Source organism: Glycomyces xiaoerkulensis (assembly GCF_002798405.1).
Lineage (GTDB): Bacteria > Actinomycetota > Actinomycetes > Mycobacteriales > Micromonosporaceae > Glycomyces > Glycomyces xiaoerkulensis.
Map to the genome: position 1 here is coordinate 95,098 of NZ_PGGV01000027.1, position 26,502 is coordinate 121,599.

26 protein-coding genes and 2 pseudogenes are annotated in these 26,502 nt (G+C 71.8%); 11 read left to right on the forward strand and 17 right to left on the reverse strand.

The genetic code is table 11. The features are described from left to right. The first annotated feature begins 74 nt into the window (after nt 1–74). Complete coding sequence (locus tag CUT39_RS09130) at nt 75–293, forward strand: DUF2631 domain-containing protein (protein ID WP_100445766.1); 219 nt, start codon at nt 75–77, stop codon at nt 291–293. A gap of 1,592 nt (nt 294–1,885) precedes the next feature. Here CUT39_RS09130 and CUT39_RS21750 read toward each other — a convergent pair. The 7 genes and pseudogenes from CUT39_RS21750 to rpsB form a co-directional block, all read right to left on the reverse strand. Beyond that, a pseudogene (locus CUT39_RS21750) lies at nt 1,886–2,132 on the reverse strand (DivIVA domain-containing protein); the annotation flags it as partial. 21 nt (nt 2,133–2,153) lie between these two features. After that, nucleotides 2,154–3,296, reverse strand: coding sequence for a 23S rRNA (adenine(2503)-C(2))-methyltransferase RlmN (gene rlmN / locus CUT39_RS09140; RefSeq protein ID WP_100445768.1), 1,143 nt, complete (start codon nt 3,294–3,296; stop codon nt 2,154–2,156). Between the two features lie 99 nt (nt 3,297–3,395). After that, on the reverse strand, nt 3,396–4,340 hold the full coding sequence (locus tag CUT39_RS09145) for a phosphatidate cytidylyltransferase (RefSeq protein ID WP_100445769.1): 945 nt from the start codon (nt 4,338–4,340) through the stop codon (nt 3,396–3,398). Next, nucleotides 4,340–4,897 carry a ribosome recycling factor gene (frr, locus tag CUT39_RS09150; RefSeq protein WP_100445771.1) on the reverse strand — a complete coding sequence of 186 codons (558 nt, stop codon included), beginning with the start codon at nt 4,895–4,897 and terminating at the stop codon, nt 4,340–4,342. Before frr ends, CUT39_RS09145 begins: the two co-directional genes overlap by 1 nt. Nucleotides 4,898–4,951: 54 nt before the next feature. Further along, complete coding sequence (pyrH, locus tag CUT39_RS09155; protein ID WP_100445773.1) at nt 4,952–5,680, reverse strand: UMP kinase; 729 nt, start codon at nt 5,678–5,680, stop codon at nt 4,952–4,954. A gap of 151 nt (nt 5,681–5,831) precedes the next feature. Further along, nucleotides 5,832–6,644: a translation elongation factor Ts gene (tsf, locus tag CUT39_RS09160; RefSeq protein ID WP_100445775.1), complete on the reverse strand. Its 813-nt coding sequence runs from the start codon at nt 6,642–6,644 to the stop codon at nt 5,832–5,834. Between the two features lie 11 nt (nt 6,645–6,655). Beyond that, on the reverse strand, nt 6,656–7,489 hold the full coding sequence (gene rpsB / locus CUT39_RS09165; protein WP_100445777.1) for a 30S ribosomal protein S2: 834 nt from the start codon (nt 7,487–7,489) through the stop codon (nt 6,656–6,658). A gap of 327 nt (nt 7,490–7,816) precedes the next feature. Here rpsB and CUT39_RS09170 point away from each other — a divergent pair, with 327 nt between their 5' ends. The 4 genes and pseudogenes from CUT39_RS09170 (at nt 7,817) to dprA (ending at nt 11,401) form a co-directional block, all read left to right on the forward strand. Next, nucleotides 7,817–8,323, forward strand: coding sequence for a murein hydrolase activator EnvC family protein (locus CUT39_RS09170; RefSeq protein WP_100445779.1), 507 nt, complete (start codon nt 7,817–7,819; stop codon nt 8,321–8,323). 77 nt (nt 8,324–8,400) lie between these two features. Further along, nucleotides 8,401–8,613: pseudogene (locus CUT39_RS21755) on the forward strand (YraN family protein); the annotation flags it as partial. A 76-nt stretch (nt 8,614–8,689) separates the two neighbouring features. Continuing rightward, nucleotides 8,690–10,228: a YifB family Mg chelatase-like AAA ATPase gene (locus CUT39_RS09180; RefSeq protein ID WP_100445781.1), complete on the forward strand. Its 1,539-nt coding sequence runs from the start codon at nt 8,690–8,692 to the stop codon at nt 10,226–10,228. Nucleotides 10,229–10,237: 9 nt separating this feature from the next. Next, nucleotides 10,238–11,401, forward strand: a complete 1,164-nt coding sequence (gene dprA / locus CUT39_RS09185; RefSeq protein WP_157930572.1) for a DNA-processing protein DprA — start codon at nt 10,238–10,240, stop codon at nt 11,399–11,401. Nucleotides 11,402–11,403: 2 nt separating this feature from the next. Here dprA and CUT39_RS09190 read toward each other — a convergent pair whose 3' ends face one another. Together CUT39_RS09190 and CUT39_RS09195 are read right to left on the reverse strand one after the other, a co-directional pair. Continuing rightward, nucleotides 11,404–12,624: a hypothetical protein gene (locus tag CUT39_RS09190; RefSeq protein ID WP_100445785.1), complete on the reverse strand. Its 1,221-nt coding sequence runs from the start codon at nt 12,622–12,624 to the stop codon at nt 11,404–11,406. A 78-nt stretch (nt 12,625–12,702) separates the two neighbouring features. Further along, nucleotides 12,703–13,734 (reverse strand): SIS domain-containing protein, encoded by a 1,032-nt coding sequence (locus CUT39_RS09195; protein ID WP_100446121.1) that lies wholly within the window; start codon nt 13,732–13,734, stop codon nt 12,703–12,705. Nucleotides 13,735–14,022: 288 nt separating this feature from the next. Here CUT39_RS09195 and CUT39_RS21760 point away from each other — a divergent pair, with 288 nt between their 5' ends. Beyond that, nucleotides 14,023–14,097 (forward strand): 50S ribosomal protein bL37, encoded by a 75-nt coding sequence (locus CUT39_RS21760; protein WP_408611130.1) that lies wholly within the window; start codon nt 14,023–14,025, stop codon nt 14,095–14,097. Nucleotides 14,098–14,169: 72 nt separating this feature from the next. Continuing rightward, nucleotides 14,170–14,799 carry a TetR/AcrR family transcriptional regulator gene (locus CUT39_RS21470; protein WP_100445787.1) on the forward strand — a complete coding sequence of 210 codons (630 nt, stop codon included), beginning with the start codon at nt 14,170–14,172 and terminating at the stop codon, nt 14,797–14,799. On the opposite strand, the gene rsrA is transcribed toward CUT39_RS21470, so the two are convergent. The 4 genes from rsrA to CUT39_RS09220 all read right to left on the reverse strand — a co-directional run bounded on the left by rsrA (nt 14,796) and on the right by CUT39_RS09220 (nt 17,449). Beyond that, complete coding sequence (gene rsrA, locus CUT39_RS09205; protein WP_100445789.1) at nt 14,796–15,098, reverse strand: mycothiol system anti-sigma-R factor; 303 nt, start codon at nt 15,096–15,098, stop codon at nt 14,796–14,798. The two genes, CUT39_RS21470 and rsrA, sit on opposite strands and share 4 nt — an antisense overlap. After that, entirely contained in the window at nt 15,095–15,868 is a 774-nt protein-coding gene (locus CUT39_RS09210) for a sigma-70 family RNA polymerase sigma factor (RefSeq protein ID WP_100445791.1), read from the reverse strand. Before CUT39_RS09210 ends, rsrA begins: the two co-directional genes overlap by 4 nt. 374 nt (nt 15,869–16,242) lie before the next feature. Continuing rightward, nucleotides 16,243–16,593, reverse strand: a complete 351-nt coding sequence (locus CUT39_RS09215; RefSeq protein WP_100445793.1) for a WhiB family transcriptional regulator — start codon at nt 16,591–16,593, stop codon at nt 16,243–16,245. Nucleotides 16,594–16,741: 148 nt separating this feature from the next. After that, nucleotides 16,742–17,449, reverse strand: coding sequence for an SOS response-associated peptidase (locus CUT39_RS09220; RefSeq protein WP_100445795.1), 708 nt, complete (start codon nt 17,447–17,449; stop codon nt 16,742–16,744). A 65-nt stretch (nt 17,450–17,514) separates the two neighbouring features. Here CUT39_RS09220 and aroA point away from each other — a divergent pair, with 65 nt between their 5' ends. From aroA to hisN, 3 genes are read left to right on the forward strand one after another with little or no spacing between them, the layout of a single operon-like run. Beyond that, complete coding sequence (gene aroA / locus CUT39_RS20720) at nt 17,515–18,837, forward strand: 3-phosphoshikimate 1-carboxyvinyltransferase (RefSeq protein ID WP_198587000.1); 1,323 nt, start codon at nt 17,515–17,517, stop codon at nt 18,835–18,837. Continuing rightward, nucleotides 18,837–19,829, forward strand: coding sequence for a ribosome small subunit-dependent GTPase A (gene rsgA / locus CUT39_RS09225; RefSeq protein ID WP_198587001.1), 993 nt, complete (start codon nt 18,837–18,839; stop codon nt 19,827–19,829). Before aroA ends, rsgA begins: the two co-directional genes overlap by 1 nt. A gap of 14 nt (nt 19,830–19,843) precedes the next feature. Further along, nucleotides 19,844–20,635 carry a histidinol-phosphatase gene (gene hisN / locus CUT39_RS09230; RefSeq protein WP_100445799.1) on the forward strand — a complete coding sequence of 264 codons (792 nt, stop codon included), beginning with the start codon at nt 19,844–19,846 and terminating at the stop codon, nt 20,633–20,635. Nucleotides 20,636–20,653: 18 nt separating this feature from the next. On the opposite strand, the gene CUT39_RS09235 is transcribed toward hisN, so the two are convergent. Next, a complete protein-coding gene (locus tag CUT39_RS09235; protein WP_100445801.1) occupies nt 20,654–21,619 on the reverse strand; it encodes an acetylxylan esterase in 966 nt (321 codons plus the stop codon). Nucleotides 21,620–21,804: 185 nt separating this feature from the next. Between CUT39_RS09235 and CUT39_RS09240 the strand changes: the two genes are divergently transcribed. Then, entirely contained in the window at nt 21,805–23,226 is a 1,422-nt protein-coding gene (locus CUT39_RS09240) for an RICIN domain-containing protein (protein WP_100445803.1), read from the forward strand. 62 nt (nt 23,227–23,288) lie between these two features. Here CUT39_RS09240 and CUT39_RS09245 read toward each other — a convergent pair whose 3' ends face one another. The 3 genes from CUT39_RS09245 to CUT39_RS09255 are packed head-to-tail and all read right to left on the reverse strand — an operon-like array spanning nt 23,289 to nt 26,493. After that, complete coding sequence (locus CUT39_RS09245) at nt 23,289–24,197, reverse strand: hypothetical protein (protein ID WP_157930573.1); 909 nt, start codon at nt 24,195–24,197, stop codon at nt 23,289–23,291. Continuing rightward, on the reverse strand, nt 24,184–25,821 hold the full coding sequence (locus tag CUT39_RS09250; RefSeq protein ID WP_100445807.1) for a protein phosphatase 2C domain-containing protein: 1,638 nt from the start codon (nt 25,819–25,821) through the stop codon (nt 24,184–24,186). The genes CUT39_RS09245 and CUT39_RS09250 overlap by 14 nt, the downstream gene beginning before the upstream one ends. 9 nt (nt 25,822–25,830) lie before the next feature. Next, nucleotides 25,831–26,493: a vWA domain-containing protein gene (locus CUT39_RS09255; protein WP_100445809.1), complete on the reverse strand. Its 663-nt coding sequence runs from the start codon at nt 26,491–26,493 to the stop codon at nt 25,831–25,833. Nucleotides 26,494–26,502: the final 9 nt, after the last annotated feature.

Genomic DNA, 26,502 nt, shown 5'->3' on the forward strand with positions numbered 1-26,502 from the left:
GGGCGGCCCGGGGCCAGCGGCCCCTGTGGCGTGACAGACTGTCGACGGTAACGAACCTTGCCGAAGGAGTCCAAATGGCAGCCGAAGAGCCGATTCTCTCGCCCGATCAGCGCAAGCCGACCAACCGGAAGGCCATGTACGCCGCGCTCGTCATCGGCGCCGTCATCAACCTGACGTTCCTGATCGGCAACCACACCGGCCGCATCGAGGACGTCTTCGTCGTGCTCGCCTCGGTGGTCCTGGTCGGCCTCGTCGCCGCCGACGTCTGGCTGCGCCGCGCCGGACTTCGCTGACCGCCCGGGTATACGAAAGCGGGGCCGCCGAAGGCGGCCCCGTCGCTTTCGCGTCCCGCGCTAGTGCATCATGCCGCGGCGGGCGAACAGCTCCCTGACCTCGCGCAGCGCCGAGTCCACCTCGGCCTCGAAGTAGCCGCCCTGCACCAGGGAGAACTGGCTGGTGTCGAGTTCGCGGTCCGCCAGGGGCACCGGGTTGCGTCCGGTCATCGCCGCCGAGACCGCGTCGAACATCTGGTCCACCTGGGCCGGGTCGTAGCCCGAGCCGAACCGGCGCGGCTGGAAGGCCCGGCGGAGCTGCTCGAGGCGCTGGATGTCGTCGGGCGTGAACGGCGAGTCCGACGCCCGCATCTCGGTGGTCATCTCCTCGCGCCCGTGGCGGCTGGGCGCCTCGAACGTGCTGCGCCCCTCGTAGGGGTTGCGGCGGCCGAAGTCCGGCGGCGCGGCCGCGCCGCGCTGCTGCGCGCCGGGGCCGGGCGGCGGCCCGAAGGCGCCGTTGTCGCCGGGGCCGGGCGGTGCCCCCGCAGGTGCGCCGAAGCCGCCGGCCGGCGGGGGCGGGCTCGGCGGGGCGGCGCGCCGCCCGAAGCCGGCGTCCTCGGGCCCGGGGGCCTCATGGGCGAAGCCCTCGTGCTGGCCCGGGGCGGGCTCGGCGGGGAAGGCGCCGTCGCGGCCGTAGGGCCGCCCGCGCGGCGCGCCGTAGGGCGGCGGTTCGGCCGGCGGCGGGTCCGGCCGCTGCGGCGGCACCGGCTGCGGAATCGGAGCGGTGTGCGGCGGACCGCCCGGCGGCTGCGGCGGCGGCCCCTGCGGCGGGGACTGGCGCTGCGGCTGCGGGATCGGCCCGGTGCTCGGGCCCGTCGGCTGCTGACCGGGCGGCGGCATGGGCGGCTGCGAGGACGGCCCCTGCGGCGGCATCGCCGGGCGGCCTCCGGTGTTGCTCGGGTCGTCGTCGTAGGCCGCGCCGAAGCCCGGCGCCGGCTCGGGGGCCGCGCGACGGCCCGGCGGCACCCCGCCCGCGCCCGGAGGCACCGGGGGCTCCTCGTTCGGCGGCCCGAAGCCGCGGCCGGGCTCGGCCGGAGGCGGGACGGCGCCGCGGCGCGGATCGGACTGCAGCGGCAACTGCTGGGTGGCCCCGTGCGGCGACGACCCGGCCTGGGGGCCGTCGTGCATCGGCGGCCCGGAGGGCTCGCGGTGCGGCGGCCCGAAGTCGCCGCCCCGGGGCGGACCGAACTCGCCGGCGGGGCCGGGGGGCTCGGGTGCGCCGCCGAAGTCGCGGTCGGCTCCGCTCGGCGGCTTCGCGAACGGATCCTCGTAGTCGTCGTCGGGAGGCCCGGCCAGGAAGCCGAAGCCCTCGCCGTCGTCGTCGCCGCGCAGATCGCTGAAGCCTTCCGGGTCGGGAGCGGCGGCCCGCGAGCCCCGTCCGGCCGCCTCGCGCACGGGCGGAGGCGGGGCGCCCTCGCGGGCGGCCATCATCTCGCCGGAAGGAATCACCTGCGTCGCCGGCGGTCCGGCCTCGCGGCGCGGGGCGGGGGCGGCCGGGACGGACCCGGTGGATTCGGGCTTGCCGAAGTCGGGGGCCGGGGCACTGCCGAGCACACCGCGATCCTCGAGCTCGGCGAGCTGGCGCGCCACCCGGTCGAGGTAGACGTCCACCTGCCATTCGTCATAGCCGCCGAACCGGACGCGGAAGACGACGTCGTCGACCTCGTCCGCCGTCACAGGGCTACCGACGGGCTCACCGGCGAGCGTGGCCTCGACGCGATCGAGGAACGCGTCCACCTCGTCGACCTTGTAGCCCCGGCTCAACGCCCGGCGCCGGAATCGATCCCCATGACTCGCCACTACCAAGCCACCCTTCTCCGCCTAACTCGCGGCACCGGCGGAAGCGGGCGCCTCGGAGGGACCGGCCGAGCCGGCCTCTCGCTCCGAAGCCGCCAGCTGCCCGCAGGCGCCGTCGATCTCTTGGCCGCGCGTGTCACGCACCGTCGTCGGTACGCCCGCTTCGCGCAGCCTCCGCACGAATTCCGCCTCCACCGGCTTGGGACTGGCGTCCCAGCGGCTCCCCGGCGTGGGGTTGAGCGGGATCAAGTTGACGTGTACCAACTTACCCGCAAGTAGCTTTCCTAGCAGATCCGCGCGCCAAGGCTGGTCGTTGACGTCGCGGATCATCGCGTACTCGATTGAAACGCGACGTTTCGTCACCGCAGCGTACTCCCAGGCCGCCTCCAGGACCTCGGCGACCTTCCAGCGGGTGTTGACCGGGACGAGCTCGTCGCGCAGCTCGTCGTCCGGGGCGTGCAGCGAGACCGCCAGGGTCACCGGCAGGCCCTCGTCGGCGAGCTTCCGCATCGCCGGCACCAGGCCCACGGTGGACACCGTGACGTGGCGGGCCGACAGGCCGACGCCGTCGGGCACCGGATCGGTGATCCGGCGCAGGGCGGCCTTGAGTCTCGGCCAATTGGCGAGCGGCTCCCCCATGCCCATGAACACGATGTGCGACAGGCGCCCCAGGCCCCGTTCGGCGGCGATGCGGGCGCAGTTGACCACCTGGTCGACGATCTCGGCGGTGGTGAGGTTGCGGGTGAGGCCGGCCTGGCCGGTGGCGCAGAAGGGGCAGGCCATGCCGCAGCCGGCCTGCGAGGACACGCAGGCGGTCACCCGGTCCGGATAGGCCATGATGACGCTCTCCACCAGCGCGCCGTCGTGCAGACGCCAGACGGCCTTGACCGTTTCGCCGGCGTCGCAGTCGTCCAAACGCACCGGTTCGAGCAGGCGCGGCAGGAGCGCCTCGCCGATCGCCTCGCGGGCGGCGGCGGGCAGGTCGGTCATGAGCGTCGCGTCGCCGACATAACGCCCGAAATACTGGTTGCGCAGTTGCTTCGCCCGAAAGGCCGGCTGTCCGATGTCGGTGAGAACGGACCGGCACTCCGCCGGATCGAGCTCGGCGAGGTGTCTCGGCGCCGCCCTGCGCGGGCGCGGTTCGGTCAACGTGAGTGCTACAGACATGTCACGACCTAGTCTCGCATGAGTCGCGTCGGACCCGCCAACCGCAGACCGCGGTTTTCACCCCTGGCGCTCCTTCCACTCTCATCCCGCTCAGGACAATCACCCGAGCAGGTAGCGAAACCACACATAGGCCACCGGCGCGACCATGAGGATGGAGTCAAGCCGGTCCATCACCCCGCCGTGGCCCGGAATGAGGTTGCTCATGTCCTTGATGCCGAGGTCGCGCTTCAACAGCGAGACGGACAGATCTCCCAACGTAGCCGCCAAGGCGGCGCACACGCCGAACGCCACGCCCAACCCGAAGGGGACGCCGAAGAAGAACCAGAGCGCGGTCCCGGCGCCGAGCGCGGCGGCCGCGACCGAGCCGGCCAGGCCCTCCCAGGACTTCTTGGGGCTGATGCTCGGCGTCATCTGGTGCCGTCCGAACAGGACGCCGGCGGTGTAGCCCCCGGTGTCGGACAGCACCACGGTGAACAGCATGATGAGCACCTGGGCCGCCCCGGTCCCGATGAACCTGGCCTCGCCGTCGTCGGAGGTCGCCAGCAGCATCACGAAGCCGGCCAGGAACGGCACCTGGACCAGTACGAGCGAGGCGGCCGGTACGTCGGCGCGGTAACCGGTGGCGCCTTCGGCCAGGCGCCACACGAACAGAGCGGCCACTCCCACGGCGGTGCCCAGCAGCAGGCCCGTGGCGCCCCCGAACCACGCCAGCACCACGATGAGGGCGCCGGCGGCCGCCAGCGGGATCACCGGGACGTTCCTGCCGCCCTTCCGCATCGCGCCCCCGGTCTCCCAGCAGGCCACGGCGACGGCGATCGCGGCCAGAACGAGGAATGCGACGGGGCGGATCAGCAGGGAGGCCAGCACCAGCGCCGCCAGGGCGAGCCCGACGCCGATCGCGACCGGGAGGTTGCGGCCGGCCGAAGCGCGGCGGCCGCCCTCCGGTTCGTCGGAGTCGGCCGCGGCGGTCTCGGGGCGCCGCCGGTCCCCGCCCTGCGGCCGACTGGGGCGACGGCCCGGTGGGCCGTCGGGGAGTGCGCTCATCAGAACTCGAGCAGTTCGGCTTCTTTGGAACTCATCAGCTCGTCGACCATGCCGGTGAAGCGGCCGGTGAGGTCCTCCAGATCCTTCTCGGCGCCGTGGCCCGCGTCCTCGGAGGCCTCGCCCTCCTTGACGGCCTTGCCGATCTCCTCTTTGGCGCGGCGGCGGATGTTGCGGACGGCGATCTTGGCGTCCTCGCCCTTGGTGCGGGCGACCTTGACCATCTCGCGGCGCCGCTCCTCGGTCATCGGCGGCAGGTTGAGACGCAGTTGGTTGCCCTCATTGGACGGGTTGACGCCGAGATCGGAGTTGCGGATGGCATCCTCGATCTCCTTGGTCTGCGACTGGTCGAAGGGCTTGACCAGCACCATGCGCGGCTCGGGGATGGCGATCGAGGCCACCTGCGGCAGAGGCGTCGGCGCGCCGTAGTAGTCGACGGTGATCCGGTTGAACATGGCCGAGGAGGCGCGGCCGGTGCGGATGACCGCGAACTCCTCCTTGGCGTGCGCGATCGCGCGCTCCATCTTCTCCTCGGCTTCGAGGAGGCTCTCGTCAATCACGGCATTACTCACATTCTCTTGCGGCAGGGCGGCACTTCCGACCGTACCGTCCCGCTACTCGTCGTCAGCGGCGTGGATGAGGGTCCCGAGCTGCTCGCCGACGATGGCGCGGCGAAGGTTGCCGTCGCCGTCGACGCCGAACACACGCATCGGCAGGCTGTTGTCCTTGCACAGGCTGAACGCGGTCTGGTCGACGACCATGAGCTCGCGCTTGAGGGCCTCGTCGAAGGTGAGGTCCTCCAGGCGCTGGGCCGACGGGTCGGTGCGGGGGTCGGCGGTGTAGACCGCGTCGACGCCGTTCTTGCTGACCAGGACCACCTCGGCCCCGGTCTCGAGGGCGCGCTGCGCGGCGACGGTGTCGGTGGAGAAGTAAGGCATCCCGGCACCGGCGCCGAAGATGACCACGCGGCCCTTCTCGAGGTGCCGGATCGCGCGCCGGGGGATGTAGGCCTCGGCGACCTGCGCCATGGAGATGGCCGACTGGACCCGCGTGTCGACCCCCTCGTGCTCGAGGAAGTCCTGGAGCGCCAGGCAGTTCATGACGGTGCCGAGCATGCCCATGTAGTCGGCTCGGGCGCGGTCCATGCCGCGGCGCTGGAGCTCGGCACCGCGGAAGAAGTTGCCACCGCCGACCACCACGGCGACCTGCACGCCCTCGGAGGCGCCCGCCGCGATCTGCCCGGCGACGCCCTGCACGATGTCGGGGTCGACGCCGACGGCACCGCCGCCGAAGGCCTCTCCGGACAGTTTCAGCACGACCCGGCGCTGCGTGGCTTCACTCATGACGCTCCCCTGAAAGTCTCGGCGCTCGCTGCGCGAGCGATGAACCCTGCCGGCGGCTCGGACATGGAACGAGGCGGCGGCATGATCGCCGCCGCCTCCTCCCTCTGCTTTGCGGCTGGAGCCAGTGTAGTCGGCGGTCTCTGACCGGAGACTACTCCTGACCGACCTCGATGCGGACGAATGCCGTCACTTCGGTGCCCGCCTCCTCGAGGACCTGCCGGACGGTCTTCTTGCTCTCGATGACCGAAGGCTGCTCGAGCAGGCAGAAGTCGCGGAAGTAGGCCCCGACCTTGCCCTCGACGATCTTGTCCCAGGCGCGCTCGGGCTTGCCGTCGGACTTGGCCGCCTCGAGCGCCACGCGCTTCTCGGCCTCGATGATCTCGTCGGGGACCTGGTCGCGTTCGAGGAACTTCGGGCGCATCGCGGCGGCCTGCATGCCGGCCTGGCGGGCCGCCTCGGCGTCGCCGGTGTGGGCGACCAGGATGCCCACGGCCGGGGGCAGGTCGGCGGACTTGCGGTGCATGTACACCGCGACGTCGCCGTCGAGCGAGGCGATGCGGCCGACGACGATCTTCTCGCCGAGCTTGGCCGACTCCTCGGCGACCAGCTCGGCGACGGTCTTGTCGCCCAGCTTGGCGTCGGCGAAGACGGTGGCGTCGACCGGGCGGACCTCGTCGGCGAGCTCGACCAGCGACTGGGCGAGCTCGATGAAGGAGCCGCTCTTGGCGACGAAGTCGGTCTCGCACAGCAGCTCCAGCAGCGTGCCGCCGGACTGGGCCACCAGGCCCTGGGCGGTGGTGCGCTCGGCGCGCTTGCCGACGTCCTTGGCGCCCTTGATGCGGAGGGCCTCGAGGGCCTCCTCGTAGTCGCCGTCAGCTTCCGCGAGGGCATTCTTGACGTCCATCATCCCGGAGCCGGTGGCCTCCCGGAGTTTCTTGACGTCAGCCATCGTGAAGTTGGCCATTGCTCCCCTTCTTACTTCTTGTCGGCTTCTTGGGCGACCGTCTCGCCCGAGGGCTCGACGACCTTCTCGGAATCCTGGGTCTTCTCGGACTCCAGGAGGTCCTTCTCCCACTCGGCCAGCGGCTCGCCCTCGGCCTTGCCGGCCTCGGCCTCGACGCCGCCGGAGCGGGCCAGCAGGCCCTCGGCGGCACCGTCGGCGATGATCTTGGTCAGCAGGGCGACCGAGCGGATCGCGTCGTCGTTGCCGGGGACCGGGTGGTCCACCTCGTCGGGGTCGCAGTTGGTGTCGAGGATCGCGACGACGGGGATGCCGAGCTTGCGGGCCTCGTCGACGGCGATGTGCTCCTTCTTGGTGTCGACGATCCAGATCGCCTGCGGAATGCGCTCCATGTCGCGCAGGCCGCCGAGCGTGCGCTCGAGCTTCTCCTTCTCGCGCATGAGCTGGAGCATTTCCTTCTTGGTGCGGTTGGCCGCACCGTTGGCCTCGAGGATCTCCAGCTCCTTGAGGCGCATCAGGCGCTTCTGGATGGTCTGGAAGTTGGTGAGCATGCCGCCGAGCCAGCGGTGGTTGACGTACGGCATGCCGACGCGGGTGGCCTGCTCGGACACGGCCTCCTGGGCCTGCTTCTTGGTGCCGACGAACAGGATCTCCCCGCCCTCGGCGACGACGTTCTTGACGAAGTCGTGGGCCTTCTCGGCGTAGTCGACCGTCTGGCGCAGGTCGACCACGTAGATGCCGTTGCGGTCGGTGAGGATGTACCGCTTCATCTTCGGGTTCCAGCGACGGGTCTGGTGCCCGAAGTGCACGCCGCTTTCCAGCAGCTGCCTCATGGTGACAACCGACACGATTGTGTTCCTTTCTCTCCCTGGTTGCTAGCGGGATGCGCCCGAAGTCCGGACGCTCCGCTCCTGGCGCTCGCCCTAGCGGCCATGCAACCGGATGACCCGGACCTGGGAGACCGCGACGGCCAGACCTCACCCATAGCGAAAGGCGATGAATTGGTTCGACCGCGGCGAGCGCGCGAAGTCGGCACGCGCGCGACGGAGCCGGCGCGGGCCGCTCAGATCAGTGTACGCGGGTCGGACACCGCCCATCCACGGGGCGAGACCGGAGTTATCCACAGGCCGCAAGTTTTTCTTGCCGCCCCCGCCGAACCGCCCGATCCTTGAGTAATGGACAGAATGCACAGAGTAATAGTCATTGTTCTCATAACCGGATCCCTGCTGGCCGCCGCCGCGATCCTCCAGCCGACCCTCGCCGCCGCCGAGCCCGCCCGCTGGCGGCCGCCGGTCGGCTCGGCCGACCCGGCCACCCGCTTCGACCCGCCGCCGCTGCCCTGGCTTCCGGGCCACCGCGGGGCGGACTTCGCCGCCGGTCCCGGCGGTGAGGTCCGCTCGGCCGGGGCCGGCACGGTCGTCTTCGCCGACGACCTCGCCGGGCGCGGCGTGGTCAGCGTCGACCACCCGAACGGCCTGCGCACCACCTACGAACCGGTCGAGCCCTCCGTCGAGCCCGGCCAAACCGTCGCCGCCGGTCAGGCGATCGGCGGCCTCGCGCCGGGCCACGCCTCGTGCCCGGCCGAGGCCTGCCTGCACCTGGGCCTCAAACGCGGCCCGGTCTACCTCGATCCGATGCTCCTGTTCGGCGCGGGGCGGGCCCGGCTGCTCCCCAGACCGTGAACCTCCGGGAGGTGGGCCCGCGCGAGCTCGGCCGCATCGGCGAGCGGATCGCGGCGGCGCACCTGCGACGCGACCGCATGCAGTTGCTCGCCCGCAACTGGCGGCACCGCCTCGGCGAGCTCGACCTGATCGCCCGGCGCGGCGACACCGTCGTCGTCGGCGAGGTCAAGACCCGCCGCTCGCAGCGCTACGGCGGTCCGCTCGAGGCCGTCGACGCCGAGAAGCTCGAGCGCATCGAGCGGCTCGCACGGGCCTGGCTGGGCGAACGCTGCCGGGCCGACCAGCCGTGGCGGATCGACCGGATCGCCCTGACCGTCACCGACGCCCGCCGAATCCAGCTCGAACACCGTTGGGGGGACGAACGCCATGGGTTACAGCCGCACCAGCACCGTCTGCATGATCGGCACCACCGGGGTGGTCGTGACTCTGGAGGCCTCGGTCTACAGGTCAACGGCCAAGGGCGCCGATGCGGTCCGCATGTCGGGCCTGCCCGACAGCGTCGTGAACCAGGCCCAGACGAGAGTCCGCTCGGCGATGGCGAACTCGGGCCTGCGCTTTCCCGACAAGTCCATAAGCGTCAACTTCGGACCGGCCTCGATCCCGACCACCGGTTCGGCGGCCGACCTCGCGCTGGCGGTCACCATCCTGTGCGCCGACGAGGCGGTCCCGGGCCACCGCCTGGACGGCGCCGTGCTGCTGGCCGAGCTCGGCCTGGACGGAAGCCTGCGCCCGGTCCCGGGGACGCTGCCGGCCCTGACCGCGGCCCGCCGGGACGGTCTGCGGACCGCGATCGTGGCGCCGGGCAACGCCGCCGAGGCCTCCCTGGTCGACGGGATCACGGTCCTGGCCCCGCGCCACCTGTCGGCGCTGGTGGCGTGGCTGCACGGCCAGACCGATCTCGAACCGGAACGAGCGGGGGATCCGGCGCCGCCGGCACCGCTGCCTGATCTGGCCGACCTGCGCGGCCAGCCGACGGCCCGGCGCGCCCTGGAGATCGCCGCCGCGGGGGGCCACCACATGTTCATGGTGGGGCCGCCGGGGGCGGGCAAGACCATGCTGGCCGAGCGGCTGCCCTCGATCCTCCCGCCGCTGACCGGCGACGAGGCGATCGAGGTGACCTCCCTGCACTCGCTGCGGGGCCGCTGCGACGGGGGCGCATCGGCGCTGATCCGCCACGCTCCCTTCGAGGCCCCGCACCACTCCATGACGATTCAGTCGCTCATCGGCGGCGGACGCCATCCCGGGCCCGGCTCGCTGGCGCTGGCCCACCGCGGGATCCTGTTCGTCGACGAGGCCCCCGAGTGGCGGCGAGAGGTCCTGGACGCGCTGCGGCAGCCGCTGGAGGCCGGCGAGGTCCTGGTGCGGCGCGCCGAGAGCACCGTCCGCTACCCGGCGCGGATACTGCTGGTCCTGGCCGCCAATCCCTGCCCGTGCGCGCCGGACCGGCCGGTGGACTGCCGGTGCCCGCCCGGCGACCGCCGACGCTATTTCGGGCGCATCTCCCGGCCCCTGCGCGACCGCATCGATCTGCGGATCGAAGTCGCGGCGCCTCCGCCGTCGGCGATCCTCTCCGACCAGGTCGAGGCCGAGCCGTCCGAGCCGGTCGCCGCGCGGGTCGCGGCCGCGCGCCGGGTGGCCGCCGAACGGTGGGGCGAGGCCGGCGAGGCCTGGAGGCTCAACAGCGAGGTGCCCGGCCCAGCCCTGCGATCGCCGCGCTGGAGGCTGCCGCCGGCGGTGACCGGGACCGCCGACGACCTGCTGCGCAAGGAGCGGATCACCGCCCGCGGCTACGACCGGATCCTCAAGCTCGCCTGGACCGTCGCCGACCTGCGCGAGCACGACCGGCCCGACGCCGGCGACATCGACTCGGCCGCCGAGCTGCGGCTCGGATACACGATCACATGAGGAGGAAACGTGCCGCCACTACCCGATGATCCGCGCCTCGCGCTGATGCTGCTGTCGTCGATCGTCGAACCGGGGGACGCCGAGCTCGACGAGCTGCTCGGGGAGGTCGGGCCCGTCGAGGCGGTCGGTCGCATCTGGGCGGGCGAGGTGCCCGAACGGCTGCACCGCATCACCGGAGCGGCCGTGGCCTGCACCCCCGATCCGCGCCGGCGGGCCGAGTCGCTCGTGTCCGCCACCGAGGAGTGCGGCGCGCGGGTACTGGTCCCGGGCGACCCCGATTGGCCCGAGCAGTTGCGCGACCTGATGCTCGTATGCGACGTCGACGAACCGCACCTGCGGCCGCCCCGCTGCCTGTGGGTGCGCGGCACCGGTGGGCTCGCCGATTCGTGCCGTCGATCGGTGGCCGTCGTGGGCGCCCGCGCCGCGAGCGAATACGGTCTGCATCTGGCCGATGACCTGGCCGCCGACCTGGCCGAGGCCGGGTGGACGATCGTCTCCGGGGGCGCCTGCGGCATCGACCGGGCGGCGCATCTGGGATCGCTGGCGCGCGGCGGTCCGACCGTGGCGGTCCTGGCCTCGGGGGTGGAGCGTCCTTACCCGCGGGCCAACTGCGCGATGTTCGAGGTGGTTCTCCAAAGGGGATTGCTGATCAGCGAATGGCCGCCCGGTTCCTCGCCGATGCGGCACCGGTTCCTGACCCGGAACCGGGTCATCGCGGCGTTGGCGGCCGGGACGGTGGTGGTCGAGGCGGGGGTGCGTTCGGGGGCCGGGAACACCGCCCGGCACACCGCCGAGCTGGGACGGGTCCTCATGTTCACCCCCGGGCCGGTGACCTCGTCGCGCTCGGTGGGCGTGCACCAGTTGGCGCGGGGGCCTTGGGAGGCGCGCCTGGTGACCCGGGCCGAAGAGGTCATCGAGGACGTGACCGGGATCGGCGGCCCGATGGCGCCGCCCCTGCCGAAGCCGCGGAGGGCGTTCGACCGGCTCACCGAGACCGAGTCGCGGCTGGTGGAGGCGCTGCCCCGCGGCTATGTGGTGGAGGACGACCGGTTGGCGGCAGCGGCGGGCGTGCCGGTGGCGACCGCCGTCGAGACCCTCGAGCGGTTGGCGCTCGACGGCTGGGTCGAGGCGCTCGAAGGGAGGTGGCGGCTCGCCCGCGGGCCCGCCCGGTGAGGTCAGTCGGCCCGGCCGCCGGCGGGGTAGTCGACGGTGACGGTCCGGGGGTCCGCCAGTTCGGCCCTCGGGGCCCAGCATTCGTAGACCCCGCGCTCCACGCAGGTCGCACCGGTCGACATCGCCGACTCCACGTCCGGCTGGGCGAGTCGGAGCCGGACCCAGTCCTCGTTGCGCCCCAGCACCAGCACCGGTACGTCGCGCCAGCGCGCGGTGGTGAAGAAGCGCCGCGGGCGGGTCACCGGGCTCCTGCTGCGCGCTCCGCGCGCATAGGTGTGGAAGCCGTGGCCGGGGTCGGCGGTCACCGGGACGCGCTCGCCGTCCTGCTCGCCCAGCAGGCCGGCGTGGACGGCCGGGTCCACTCGGAACAGCGCCCGGCCCTGTTCCAGGCCGGGGACGAGGCTGATCAGGTCGCGGTGCCGGGCGCCTGCCACGCGGTCCCAGACGTTCGTCTGCGGCTGGTACTGGAACAGCGAGACCTCGTAGCCGTCCTGTGTGTAGGCCAGGATCTCGGCCTGCGCCGTCAGCGGCAGGTCGGCCAGGTGCGCCGAGGCGAACTCCGGGATCAGTTGGTCGCCGCTGGGCAGGAAGCCGGTGCCCAGGACCATCGGTCCGCGGCGTTCGCGGCTGGGCATCGAGAACAGTCCGGGGAAGTGCCGCGCCTCGGTGCTGACGTAGTCGCGGGGGCCGATCGCCCTCCACCGCAGGGCGAAGGCCACGTCGTTCACCTGGTCGGGGTCGCCGGCCAGGACCTTCCGGTCGGCCGGGGTCCGCAGGTGGGCCACGTCGAACTCGCGGAAGCAGACGCCGCTCACCAGCGGCGGGCTGGTGAGCTGCCGGGCTACCTGCTGGCGGTTCAGCGGCTTGACCATGCGGGTGCCCACCGAGACGAACGCGGTGGCGCGCACCGCTGCGACGAGCGCTCGTTCGGCGGACTCGATTCGCGGGTTCTGGCTGCAGCGCTGGACGGTGCCGAAGTCGGCCCCGGGCATGAGCGGGACCGAGACGGGCGCCACCCCGGTGCGGAGCATCTCGGCTCCGGCGCTGGCCACTTCGGAGGCGTGGACGTAGCGGTGGAAGGTGCGCCCGGTCGGCCGGAAGCCGTTCTCGTGGGTGTCCGAATAGATCTCGAACGCCGCTCCTCCGGCGATGGGGCGCGCGGTGTAGCGCCTGTCGTGCCAGACGATCTCGGTGGTTGAGGTCGTGGATGCCGGGGCCTGCATGCTGCGAAGATTACCGAAGTCGGGCAACCGGGAGGTGAACCGAGCGTGAACATGCGCTCCCGGCGCCACGGAACGTGCTCAGGTGGTTTCGGTGATCTTCTTGAGTCCGCGTGGCGCGTCCGGGTTCTCACCGCGCTCGATCGCCAGGTGCAGCGCGAGTTGCTGCAGCGGAAGGATGTCGAGGATGGCGGCCAGCCGTTCGTCGACCGCCGGGGTCCGCAGGCGGGCGGTCTGCCCGGGCAGGTCGGCCGCGCCGACCACGACCACGTCGGCGCGCTGGTGCTCGAGTTGGGTTAGGACGTTCCACATCGCGTGGCCGCCGGGGCCGGCGCCGACGACGGCGAGCACCGGCACGCCCGGGTCGGTCATCGCCAGCGGCCCGTGCAGGAGATCGGCCCCCGAGAACGCCAGCGCCGGCAGGTAGGAGGTCTCCATGAGTTTGAGCGCGGTCTCCCGGGCGGTCGGGTAGGCGTAGCCGCGGCCGGTGGTCACGAACCGGTCGGCGAACCGGTAGCGGCCGGCCAGCTCGCCGGCGCCGGAGTCGTCGAGCACGTCGTGGGCCAGTTCGGGCAGCTTCTCCAGCCCGGCCGCCTCGGCCGGGTCGGGGTGCCCGTTGCCGGTGCGGACGCCTTCGACCAGCAGCAGGAGGGTGAGCAGCTCGGCGGTGTAGGTCTTGGTGGCGGCGACGGCCCGCTCGTGGCCGGCGCGGACGCTCAGGTGGAGTTCGGCCTCGGCCGCCAGCGGTGAGGCGGGGTCGTTGGTCACCGCGAGGGTCAGTGCGCCGGAGGCTCGGGCGGCGGCCACCACCTGGGCCAGGTCGGGTGAGCCGCCGGACTGGCTGACGGCGACCACGAGGCTGCCCGACCAGTCCGGGCGGGAGTCGTAGACGGTGACCACCGACGGGCTGGCCAGGCTCGCGGGCAGTCCGAGGCGGATCTCGGTGAGGTAGGCGGCGTACAGGGCGGCGTGGTCGGAGGTGCCCCGGGCGGTGAACACGACCGAGCGGGGGCGGTACTCGGCGATGCGGGCGGCCACGGCGGCGATGTCGCCGGCGCGGTCGTCGAGGAGGCCGGCCAGGACGTCGGGCTGCTCGGCGATGTCGGCGGCCATGCCGCTGCCGCGGCGGGGCTCGCGCGGCGCCGACGGGCTCGAGCCGGGCCGGTCGTCGGGGGCGGGCTCCTCGGCTGCGCCGATGCGGGGCTGGGTCACGTGACGCTCCTTGTACGCGTACTGCCAAATATTAAATAAACCTTCATAATGAGCCTAGACGACCCTCGGGCGCCGCGTCCACCGCCGCCTGTTGACCTACGCTAGCCCTCGGTTCCCGCTTACGGCTTCAGAGTGATCGCGGCGTTGCCGGTATGGTGGAGCCCTGCGAACACCGACCAAGGAGGAGCGATGGCCAAAGACGCCCGTAAGCGCAAGGCGCGCAAGAAGAAGTCCGCCAACCACGGGAAGCGCCCGAACAGCTAGCGCGCAGCGGGGCGGGCGCTCTCGCCCCGCCGTCGCCTGGCAGCAGCGGGTAACGATCGAAACCTTGCCCAGATGACCGAAGCGCCGCGCGAATCGCGCGACAAGAGCCGGCCCAGCACCCGCGAGCGCATCCAGCAGACCGCGATCGCGCTGTTCACCGAGCTGGGGTACGAACGCACGTCCCTCCGGGAGATCGCCGAGCAACTCGGCGTCACCAAGGCCGCCCTGTACTACCACTTCAAGACCAAGGAAGACATCGCGGCGAGCTTCTTCGACTCGTACGCCGAGGACGTCGACCGCATCTGCGAGTGGGGCGAGGCCCGGCCCCGGAACCTCGAGACCCGGACCGAGCTGCTCCGCCGCTACGCCGAGGTGATCCGCTCGCACGTCCCGGTGCTGCGGTTCATGCAGAACAACCAGGCAGCGCTCACCCGGCTCGACCGACGCTCGGTCTTCCGGCGGCGCCAGCGGCGGCTCCACGCGCTCCTGGTCGACGAGGACGACGAGCTGATCCACCGCCTCCGCGCCTGGGACGCCATCACGACCCTCTACAGCAACTGGATCACCTTCCCCCGCACCACCGATTCGGACCAGGAGCTGCGGGCGGCGTCGCTGACGATCTCGATCCGGCTGCTGGAGGCCAACGCGCGGGAGCAGGCCGAACAGGCCGCCGCCCGGAACGGGGAAGCGGGAGGCTCCTAGCGCTTCCGCTCGGCGGTGGTCTCGGTGAAGGCGCCCCCGACCTGCTCGATGGCGTTGAGTTTCGCCCGCAGGCGGTCCTTGACCTCGTCGGGGGCCCGCTCCTGGCTGCAGCACCGGCGGACGATCGTGCGGACCTCCTCCTCGATGCCGTATTCGGCCAGGCAGGGCGAGCACTCGTCGAGATGCGCCCGGATCACCGAGCGCCGGACGTCGGAGCACTCGCCGTCGATGTAGAGGTAGACCTCTTCGAGGACCTCGCGACAGTCGAGGTCGGGCTGCTCCGGTTCGCGGCTGGTCACCGTTGTCCCTCCCGTGCGGTCGACAGGCCGTGCTCCTCGGCGTAGGCGCTCAGCATCTGGCGGAGCTGGCGCCGGCCCCGGTGGAGCCGCGACATGACCGTGCCGATCGGAGTGCCCATGATCTCGGCGATCTCCTTGTACGAGAAGCCTTCGACGTCGGCCAGGTAGACCGTGAGCCGGAAGTCCTCGCCGAGGCTCTGCAGGGCCTCCTTGACGTCGGAGTCCGGCAGGTGGTCGAGCGCCTCGGCCTCGGCCGAGCGCAGACCGGTGGGGCTGTGCGACTCGGCGTCGGCCAACTGCCAGTCGGTGATCTCCTCGGTCGGAGAGGTCTGCGGCTGGCGCTTCCTCTTCCGGTAGGAGTTGATGTAGGTGTTGGTGAGGATGCGGTACAGCCACGCCTTGAGGTTGGTGCCCTCGCGGAACTGGTGGAACTTCGAGTAGGCCTTCAGGTAGGTCTCCTGGACCAGGTCCTCGGCGTCGGCCGGGTTGCGCGTCATGCGCAGCGCGGCGCCGTAGAGCTGGTCGAGCAGGGGCATCGCGTCGCGCTCGAAGCGCTCGCGCCGCTCCCCGCTGGTCTCGCCGCCTGACTCGGTCACCGTCTCCCTCTCGTCGAGAATCGCCTCCGAGCCTACGGCAGCGGCGCGGGACTCGACGGGGGAAATACGGGTGCCGGTGACGTGGTCGTCCTCGATGTCGGGGGTCCACTCGGGTCCGCGCAGCAACGCGGCCACGCGCTGGTCATCGCGGGTCTGCCGGACGGTCATCATCATGCGGGTTACGCACCTCACCTTGCCGATAGCGGGCTCGCGCGCTCGTCGTCCGCCGAGCCTCGAACCGCACAACGCCGACCGCCCCCGGTTCATTCCCCGGGACCGGCCCCGGCGGCCGTCGCCTTCGCCACACCGCCCGGATACGTCCGTTATGGGGCGAATCCGTAACTTCGCCGGTCCTGGCTCGTTATCGTGTGTGGGTCCGCGAGGGCCCTGAGCGCGGCGAGAGATCGGCGCGCGAACTCCCAGTACCTGCCCCGGGTCGGCGGAGCTGACACCGCCGCCGGCCCGGGGAGGTTCACCGCACCGTCCGGGGACGCGAAACCGCGACGCCCCGCAGCGGGCATCGCGGCCGCATCCGGTTCCTTCCGTGTTCAGGCCCCCACCGCGAGGGGGTTGACGTCCTTCCAGGCCTCGATCATCGCCCGGCGCTCGCGGGGGGCGGTCGCCCCCCACACGCCGTGGCGGTCGCGGGCCTCGAGTGCCCGCACCAGGCACGGAGTCCTGACCGGGCAGGAAGCGCAGATCTCGAGCGCCTCGTCCACCGGCTCACGGGGCTCGGGGAACATCACGTCGGGATCGGCGTCGGCGCAGTTGCCCTGGCGCAGCCAGTCGTCCGCGCTCATCCGGTATTCGTTTCTGATCGCACTGCGGTACTCGGCGGCGCTGAGCAACCGGGGGTCTCTCCGGGCCTGCGCTACCTCTTCGGGGCGGATTCGCCGCATCTGTTCCTCCCTTAGCCGTCCGCCGCCGACTGCCTTCGCGGAGGGGTACGAGACTCCGGAGGAAGCTGCTCCTCACCGTCGACGGCGGCTTTAACACGAAAGACGGGCGTCGTGGGGTACAGATACCGATCGGGCATGGTGATAGACCTCACACCCCAGGCAGGGCGTTCGGACCTTCCCCGGCATCAACCGGACGAACCAATTCGGGCCCCTCGTTGCCGGTCCGGCCCACCGCGCGGCCGACCCTGCGGACCTCCAGGTGCTCCGGCAGCGCCGGATCCGGGCCCGCCAGCAGCTCGCCCTCGTCGGCGTCCTCCTCCCCCAGCCACGCTGAGAACCGTTCGGGCGGAAGCACATAGGGCATCCGGTCGTGGACGGCCTCCAGCGCCTCACCCATCGCCGGGCAGGTGAGGACCGTGAAACTTAGCAGGCGCGCCTCGCCCCGGTTCCAGCTCTCCCACAGCCCTGCGAAGACGACTCCACCCGGTCGGGTGAAAAAATACGGCTGCTTGCCGCCTCCGGGGAGCTTCCGCCACTCGTACCAGCCGTCGGCCGGAACCAGCGCCCGCCGCGCGGCGAACGGCCGGCGATAGGCCTTCGAGGTGGCCACGGTCTCGATGCGGGCGTTGAACATCCGCACCCCGATCCCCGGATCCGAGGCCCACGGCGGCACCAGCCCCCAGCGCGCCTCCTCCACCACGCGGGCGGCGCGGCTCTCGGAGCGCCGCACCACCGGGGCGGCCGAGGTCGGCGCGATGTTCCACTTCGGCGCCCACGCCCCGGCGACGAGGTCGTCGGCGTCGAACAGAGCGGCCATGTCGCCGCCGGACTTGCTGTTGGCGTACCTTCCGCACATGACCTCAAACTAGCCTCCGGCACCGACAAGCGGGCCCGGAGCGGCGGGACGACTAGAATGGCGGCGTGACAGGAACCGCCGCACCCAAGCAACGCCGATGGACTCCGCCCTACGCCGAGTCCGCGCTCGACGCCGTCGTCCGCGTGCCGGGCTCGAAGTCGATGACCGCCCGCGCGCTGGTCCTCGCGAGCATCGCCACCGGCCCCTCCACCATCAGGCGGCCCCTGCGTTCCCGCGACACGCTGCTGATGGTCGACGCCCTCCGCTCGCTCGGCATCGGGATCGACACCACCGACGCCGAGGCGTGGACGGTGACCCCCGGACCGCTGCGCGGCGGCGCCGCGGTCGACTGCGGCCTGGCCGGCACCGTCATGCGCTTCCTGCCGCCGGTCGCGGCCCTCGCCGACGGCACGGTGGCCTTCGACGGCGACCCGCACGCCCGCAAGCGCCCCAACGACGGCGTCATCAAGGCCCTGCGCGACCTCGGCGTCGGCATCGACGACGGCGGCCGCGCCGCACTGCCGTTCACCGTCCGCGGCGGCGGCGCGATCGAGGGCGGCGAACTGGCGATCGACGCCTCCAAGACCTCTCAGCTCGTCAGCGCCCTGCTGATGGCCGCTCCCCGCTTCGAGCGCGGGCTCGACCTGCGCCACGTCGGCGACAAGCCCGTGCCGAGCCGGCCCTACCTGGACATGGTCGTCCAGATGCTCCGCCAGGCCGGCGCCGAAGTCGACGACTCCGAACCGGACCGCTGGCGCGTCGCCCCGGGCGAGCTGCACGGCCGCGAATGGGTCATCGAGCCCGACCTCCAGAACGCCGCGCCGCTCCTGTGCGCCGCGGTGGCCGTCGGCGGCCGCGTCACCGTCGTCGACTGGCCCACCGAGACCACGCAGGCCGGAGACCGGATCCGCGACATCCTGGTCGAACTCGGCTCCCGCGTCGAATGGAGCCGCGGCGGGCTCACCGTCGTCGGTGCTCCCAGCATCCTGACGGCCGACCTCGACCTGTCCGACGCCTCCGAACTGACCCCGTCGCTGGCGGCCCTGTTCGGCATCAACCGCGGGCCGTCCACGATCCGCGGCGTCGGCCACATCAGGGGCCACGAGACCGACCGCATCGCGGCCCTGGCCAAGGAGCTGACCAAGCTCGGGGCCGAGGTCACCGAGCACGACGACGGCCTCACCGTCTCCGGCCGCAACACCCGCCCGATGACCTGGGAGACCTACGCCGACCACCGCATGGCCCACGCCGGCGCCCTCGTCGGCCTGGTCACCCCCGACTTCCGGCTCTCGGACGTCGGCTGCGTGTCCAAGACCTGGCCCGAGTTCGCCAGCGTCTGGGAGCAGACGATCCTCGCCCGCGGCAACGCCTACGGAGCCGAGGCGTAGTGCCGGCGCGGGACTGGGACGAGGACGACGTGCGGGTGCGCCCCGGCCGCCGCTCCCGCCCCAGGACCAAGATCCGCCCCAAGCACGAGAACGCCCGCGAGGGATTCGTCACCGCCGTCGACCGCGGCCGCTACACCTGCCTGGTCGACGGCACCACCGTCGTGGCCATGAAGGCCCGCGAGCTCGGCAGGCAGTCGATCGTCGTCGGCGACCGGGCCGCGCTCGTCGGCGACCTGTCCGGCGGCCCCGGCACCCTCGCCCGGATCGTGCGGATCGCCCCCCGCCACGGCCAACTGCGCCGCTCGGCCGACGACGAGAGCGCCGCCGAACGGGTCGTGGTCGCCAACGTCGACCAACTCGTCATCGTCGCCAGCCTCATCGACCCGCCCCTGCGGTACGGCTTCGTCGACCGCTGCCTGGTGGCCGCCTTCGACGCCGACGTGGCCCCGGTGCTGTGCCTGACCAAGACCGACCTGGCCGCCGACCGGCTCCCCGAAGTCGAGCGCTACTACGCCGGCCTCGACCTCACCCTGGTCACCACCCGGCCCGACGAGCCGCTCGACCGGCTCCTGGAGCTCCTGGACGGCCGGCAGAACGTCTTCTTCGGACACTCCGGGGTCGGCAAGTCGACCCTGGTCAACCGGCTCGTGCCCGGCGCCGACCGGGCCGTGGGCGAGGTCCGCGCCATCGGCAAGGGCTCGCACACCTCCACCAGCGTCGTCGCCCTCGGTCTGCCCGGCGGCGGCTGGGTTATCGACACCCCGGGCGTCCGCTCGTTCGGGCTTGCCCACGTCACCCCCGACTCCGTCCTCCGGGCCTTCCCCGAGCTCGAGGAGATCGCCGCCGACTGCCCGAGGGGCTGCACCCACACCCCCGAGATCGGCGACTGCGCGCTCGACGCCGAGATCGGCGACGCCGACCCCCGGGCGGGGCGCCTGGCCTCCTACCGCCGCATGCTGGGCTCGCTGGCCGAGGCCGACGCCAGGGACTGAGTAGGATCGAACGCATGGCCTCCTCCTACAACGACGACCTCGGGCTCGCACATATGCTCGCCGACAGCGCGTCCCGGATCGCCACCGAACGGTTCCGCGCCTCGGACCTGCGGATCTCCACCAAACCGGACATGACCGAGGTCTCCGACGCCGACACCACCATCGAGGAGGTCGTCCGCTCCACGCTCACCCGGGCGCGCCCCCGCGACGGCGTCTTCGGCGAGGAGTTCGGCGACAACCCGGGCGCCTCGGGCCGCAAATGGGTCGTCGACCCGATCGACGGCACCCGCAACTACGTACGCGGCGTCCCGATCTGGGCCACCCTGATCGCCCTGTTCGACCGCGGCGAGCCGGTCGTCGGCGTCGTCAGCGCGCCCGTGCTCGGCCGCCGCTGGTGGGCGATGAAGGGAGCCGGCGCGTTCGCCGGCCGCGACCAGCGATCGGGCAAGAAGATCCGGGTCTCCGGGATCTCCAAGCTCGGCAACGCCTCGGTGAGCATCTCCTCGATCACCGGCTGGACCAAGGTGGACCGGCAGGGCGCGATGCTGGCGATGCTGCACGAGGCCTGGCGGGAACGCGGCTTCGGCGACTTCTACTCCTACTGCCTGCTGGCCGAGGGATGCGTCGACATCGCGGCCGAGCCCGAGGTGGCGGTGTGGGACCTGGCACCGCTGGCGCTCCTGGTCGAGGAGGCCGGCGGGACCTTCACCGACCTCAAGGGACGACCGGGGCCGGACGGCGGCAGCGCGCTGGCGACCAACGGCCTGCTGCACGAGCCGTCGCTGGAACGCATCGGCCTCCGCTGACCCGGCCCCTTCGACCGGCTACCGGTCGGCGAGGAACCGGAGGTGCTCGCCGCGCTGGTGGACGCCGCCTCCTTCGTGCTTGTTCCACGGCCACACGGTGATCCGCTTGTCCCCCTGCCAGCGGTTGTAGGCGGCGAAGACGGTCGAGGGCGGGCAGACGTCGTCCATCAGGCCCACCGAGTACAGCGCCGGGGCCGTGCCGCGGGCGGCGAAGTTGACGCCGTCGAAGTACGACAGGGTCCCGAAGACCTCCTCCTCGCGCATCCGCTGACCGGCGAGGAACTCCACCAGCTCCTGGTAGGGGTAGCCGTCGGTGATCTCGACCGCGCGCCGGAAGTGGGTCAGGAACGGCACGTCGATCAGCGCCCCGGCCAGGTCCTCGCGCAGGCCGCCGACGGCCTGGGTGATGCCGCCGCCCTGGCTGCCGCCGGCGACGACGATCCGGTCGGGGTCGATCGCCTCGTGGCCCTTGGCCACGTCGACCGCGCGGTAGGCGTCGGTGAAGACGCGCCGGTAGTAGTAGTGCTCGGGCGACTCGACGCCCTGGGTCATCCAGCCGCCGCGTGTCGGCCCGGTGCCGCCGTAGGGGTCGCCGGTGTCGCCGGGCTGCCAGTTGCCGTAGCCCTGGCCGCGGGTGTCCATCACCAGGTGCGCCCACCCGGCGGAGGGGTACATCGTGTGCGCCCACGGCACCGAGCGCCCGCCGGAGTATCCGATGTACTCGACCACGCACGGCAGGGGGCGGTCGGCGCCGCGGGGCAGCACCAGCCACCCCTTGATGGGGTGGCCGGCGAAGCCCGCGAAGGTGAGGTCGAGGACCTCGACGGCGGTCAGGCCGGTGTCGACCGGTTCGAGGCGGACGTCGAGGCCGTGGGAGGCGGCCTCGCTGAGCGTCTGCTTCCAGAATTCGTCGAAGTCGGAAGGTTCGAGCACGTCGGGGCGGTAGGAGCGGAGCTGCTCGAGCGGGAGGTCGAAAAGTGCCATGTGGCGTTTTTAGCACATCTGTCATCAGAAAGCTACACGCGTAAACATCAGGAGTCTCCTCAGACTCCGTCGCAACCGATTCGGCCGAGGGTATTGCAAGCGATTTCATGCAAACGGTATTATCTTCGTATATCTAGATGCCTAAATATATGGGCGTCTCTCCCTCAGCCTCGAAAGGTTCATCAATGGAGCAGAACATTTTCAAAGGCAAATACTCCCGGCGCGGCTTCTGGAAGGTCGCCGGGCTAACCGCGGCCGGCGCCGGTGCCGCCACCGGCGGCCTGCTGGCCGCCCAGCACGCGAACGCCCTCCAGACCGGAACGTGGTACTACATCGAATCCCGGCACTCCGGTCTGGTCCTCGACGTCCTCAACGCGAGCACCGACCCGGGCGCCGAGATCATCCAGTACAACAACACCGGCGGGAGCCACCAGCAGTTCCGGTTCCTCGACTCCGGGGACGGCTACTACCGCATCCAGGCCCGCCACTCCGGCCAGGTCCTGGACGTGTGGGAGTGGAACGCCGACAACGGCGCCACCATCGCCCAGTACGACGACGTCGGCGGCGAGAACCAGCAGTGGCAGGTCGACGAGAGCGGCGGCTACGCCACCTTCGTCAACCGCTTCTCCGGCAAGGCACTCGACGTGTGGGAGTGGTCGACCGAACCGGGCGACCGGATCTCCCAGTACGACCCCACCGGCGACGCCAACCAGCAATTCCAGTTGGTCCCGGTCGACGACGACGGCGGCGGCGGAGATCCGAGCCCCGGCGGCCTGGAGGGCTGGGCCACCCAGAACGGCGGCACCACCGGCGGCGGCAACGCCTCGCCCCAGACCGTCACGTCGGCCTCGGCGCTGGTCTCGGCGATCAGCGGCAGTTCCCCGAAGGTCATCCGCGTTAGTGGATCGATCAACCTCTCGGGCATGAACGACGTCGGCTCCAATACGACCATCATCGGCGACTCCGGGGCCACGATCACCGGCGGCGGCTTCGACGTCGACGGGGTCAGCAACGTCATCATCCAGAACCTGACGTTCGACGACTGGGGCGACGACGCGATCAACGTCCAGGAGGGCTCGACGAACGTGTGGATCGACCACAACACGTTCGGCGTCGGCGACGACGGCTCGGTCGACATCAAGCGCGAGTCCGACTTCATCACCGTGTCCTGGAACCGGTTCAACGGCAGCCAGAAGAACATGCTGCTGGGCCACTCCGACGGGCACACCGCCGACATCGGGCACCTGCGGGTGAGCTACCACCACAACTACTTCAACGGCACCAACTCGCGCAATCCGCGGGTCCGCTTCGGCGACCCGGTGCACGTCTACAACAACTACTACCGCAACGTGGACAGCTACGGCGTCGCGACCACCATGGACGCCGGAGTGCTCTTCGAGGGCAACTACATCGAGAACACCGACACCCCGACCGAGGTCGGTTACGCGGCCAGCGACCCCGGCCGGATCGTGTCGCGGAACAACCACCTGGTGAACTCGGGCACGCCCGACAACAGCGGCTCGGTCGGCGGAGTGCCTTACGGCTACTCCCTCGACACGCCGTCGCAGATCAACTCCATCGTCAGCGGCGGCGCGGGCGCGAGCTGACCCTCGCGGCCCCCGGATCGGGCCGGCCGGAGCCGCACCGGACTCCGGCCGGCCCGGCGCGGTCAGAACCGGATCGTCGGACGCTCGGGAGGGTCGCATTCCTCCGAACGGGGCGCAGGCCGGTCCAGCCGGAGCGTCGGCCGCCCGTCGAAGGCCCCGATCCACGCCTCCGCGCCGCATCGCTCACCGTCGGCCACCCGGCGCACCAGATCGCCGATCCGGTCGCCGAGAGCGTCCATGGCCTCCCGGTCGCTGGCCACCTCCGCGGGCGTGGCCTGCTTCCGGACCAGCAGCACGCGGACTGCGATCAGCGCGAGCTTGTACCGGTCCGACTCGAAGCTCGCCGGGCCCGACCGCGGGTCCGGATCGATCCAGTCCGGCGTCTGCGCGGGCTCCATCGGCGGCCGGTAGCCGTTGACGCTGAATCCGTCGCAGTCGAGCGCGTACACCGCCGCGTCGGGCGCGTGGCTCCACAGGAAGTTCTTCGAGGACACGTCGCCGATGACGATGTCCCGGTCGTGCAGCGCCCGGAACAGGCGGGCGTAGGCGCGCGCGATCGCCAGCCGGCCGTCCCGGTCGGGCAGGTCGAGATCGCTCCACTTCAGCTTCGGGGGGTGGGTCAGGTACTGCAGCTCCCTGAGCCCCGGTTGCCCGCCGATGACTCCCGTGAACCGCTCCGGCGCCTCGGACATGAGCATCCCGCTGAACCGCCCTTCGTGCGCCACCACGGCGGTGGGCCAGGCGGTGGAGGCCAGCAGCAGTTCCCGGTCGCCCTCGGGCATCGGGTCGTCGCGGACCCGCCGGATGAGGCGTTCGAGCTCCTCGACGTCGCACCGCGAGGGGTCGAGGTACTCCTTGTACAGCACGCCGTCGAAGCGCTCGGTCCGGTAGACCTTGCCCTGGCCGCCTTCGCCGATCTTGGTGAGCGCCCCGAGCTCGTCCCGGCCGACCGGGCGGTCACCGGCGGTCATCGGGCACACCCCAGACAATGACCGCGCAGCGGTCGCGCGCCGCTTCGCCGGAGTCGAGGAGGCCGAGGGTCCGGAGCGGGCCGGGTGCGGGCCGTCCCCGCATCCGGGCCAGACCCGACGGGTCCGCCCCGCCGCCGATCATCAGCGTCTGGTCCGGCCGGAGCCGCTCGCTGTAGAAGTGCAGCTCGGGTTCGCCCGGCCGGTTGCGGATCCCGTAGGTCGTCGGCGAGTACATCCGCGGCAGTTCGCTGTGGAGCCCGGCACCGCAGACCGCCGCGCCGATCGGTCCCATCAGCCCGACCGACCAGTCGAGGCCACCGTCCGGGTCCGCCGAGGCGCAGAGCGCCGCGCACGCCAGCGCCGACTCGTCGAATCCGGGCCGATCGGCCAGTCGGCGCAGCACCCTGGTCCAGACCACCTTGATCCACTCGTCGGGCCGTTCGGTGGGCGGATACCGGTCCACGACCTCGAGCATCTCCTCGGTCCACAGCTCGGCGTCCCGGTCCGGCGCCTCCTCCCCCACCGGCCCGGCCACGGCGGCGACGAAGTGCGGGCCGGCTTCCACGGCCGCCACCCGCACGGCCCGGGGTCGGCCCGCGGCGGCGGAGTCCGGTCCGCGCCTCGCCGCCGCCCGGAACTCGATGCCGCCGGCCCGCGCCGCCCGCAGTTCGAGGTCGCGGGCGAGCGGCGGTCCGTCGGGCGAGGGAGGCCGGGTCCGCAGCGACGCCGCCCGGCCGGCGTCGCGGCCGGCCCCGGCCCAGAGCGCGGCGGCCGAGCGGTCGTCGTCGAACGAGCGGGACCGCAGTTGCACGTGCCGCATGAACTGCGACGGTTCGGGCGGCCCGGCTGCCCACTGCCGGGCGAAGTAGTCGCTGGCCTCCTCGGACTCCATCAGGCCGCCGATGCCGTCGCTGGCGAGCACCAGCACCTCGCCGAGCCGCAGGTGCCCTTGGAAGCACCGGTAGTGGCGGTCGAGTTCGTGGGACGGCATCGGGTCGACCGCGTTGGAGAACTCCTCGTCGCCGTCGGGCGCCAGCAGCTCCTCGAAGCCGCCGGTACCGAGCACGTAGGCCGGGCTGTCGCCGACCTTGCCCACCCAGAACCGGTAGCGGCCCTCGGCGTCCGGTTCGGTCGCGACCGCGGCGGCGGTCAGCGTCGTCCGCGGGCCGCCGAGCTTCTCGAGGCCGCGGTTGGCGTCGGCGAACACTCCCCTGCCGTCGCCGATGGCTTCGTCGCCGTTGAGTTCGATCCTCGCGGTCAGTCCCCCGATCACGGTGGCGACCGCGGTTTCGGAGGCGAGGTGGCTGTCGGGCACCGAGCCGACGCCGTCGGCCACCGCGGCCAGGGCCCACCTCCCGGCCGCGCCGGCCATCGAGGCGTCCTGCCTGCCGGTGCCCTCGTACCGGTGCTGCGCGCCGCGGACGGAGCAGGCGATGACCTCGATGTGGCCGGCGCCGCCGTGGTCGAGGACGGAGTCGGGGTAGTGCGGGTCGGGGTCGAGCCCCCACACGGCCTCGGCGGCTTTGGCTCGGCGCCCCACGGTGTCCGGAATCCACGGTCCGTCGACGTCGCCCCACGGCGGAGGCGGCTGGACCGTCGTCGGGAGGTTGCGTTCCCCGGTCACTGGCGGCTCCTAGATCTCGTCTGCTTTCAGTTCGGTGTAGCCGGGCACCTGGTCGGGGACGCGCAGCCGCACGTCGCCGTCCTCGGTGACCGTCGTGGCCGACTGGACGATGGACTTGGTCAGCGCGGAGGCGAACTCCCGGAGCGCCTCGCCGTGGCTGAGCGAGGCGTCGGCCTTGAACGATTTGAAGGTCCCTATCGAGCTGACGGTGTCCTCGTCGACGTCGCCGTGGCCGAATGCGACGATGTTCGGGCGCGGTTTCCAGGCGGGGTCGGTGAGGCGGTCGAACGACGCCTGCCAGTCGCCGGCGTTCGGCAGGCCGTCGGACAGGAAGAAGACGGCCGGGCGGTAGACCTTGCAGCCGCTGCTCTTGAGCCGGTTCACATCGGATTCGATGGTCTGCTTCAGGAGGGTGAACGCGGCCTCGTAGTTGGTGCTGGACTTGACGGTGAGTCCCTGCATCTCGGTCACCTCGCTGAGGTCGGACAGCTCCAGGAGGACCTCGGCGTCCTCGGAGAAGCCGATGACGCAGAAGCGGGCCTTGTCGGCGACTACCGGGTCGCGGCCGACCTGCTGGTGGAGGTCGATCAGGCCGTTGTTGAGGTCGTCGATGACGTCGGTCATGGAGGCCGATTCGTCGCAGACGACGTAAAAGGGCAGTATCTGCTCCATACGTGCGGG